Annotated in this window: 1 protein-coding gene; it reads left to right on the top strand. The window is 58.0% G+C overall.

Translation table 11 applies throughout. The features are described from left to right. Positions 1-71: 71 nt before the first annotated feature. The coding region (locus A9513_RS31390; protein WP_255302914.1) for an FAD-binding oxidoreductase at positions 72-449 on the top strand (378 nt) is incomplete at its 3' end.

The following is a 449-nucleotide window of genomic DNA, read 5'->3' as shown; positions in this document are numbered from 1 at the left end:
CGAGGCCGGCTTTTGGGAGCTGCACGGCTATCACATCTACGGCGATCCGTGGCGCGAACAACGATACACACATGACTGAAAACGAAGCGCAAGTCCGTTCGTGGCAATCATGCGTGATCGACGACATCATCCAGCAAACACCGAGTATCAAGAGCTTCTTCCTTCGGTTGAGCAAGCCGTTCGCGCACACCGCAGGTCAGCACGTCGATATCCGGCTGACCGCGCCCGACGGCTACAGTGCAATGCGCAGCTACTCGATCGCGTCATCGGCAGTTTCGACCCCGATCGTCGAGATAGCTATCGAGCGCATGCCGGATGCCGAAGTTTCGCCGTTTTTTCACGACATCGCGGCGATTGGTGACGAAATCGAAGTTCGCGGTCCGCTCGGTGGCCATTTCCTTTGGCCTGAGCCTGCCATAGATCCGGTTCTGTTGATCGGGRGAGGCTCC

Origin of the sequence: Pseudomonas sp. AU12215 (assembly GCF_001675465.2) — a bacterium.
Taxonomy (GTDB): Bacteria; Pseudomonadota; Gammaproteobacteria; order Pseudomonadales; family Pseudomonadaceae; genus Pseudomonas; species Pseudomonas nitroreducens.
This window is presented reverse-complemented; position numbering and strand designations above follow the sequence as displayed.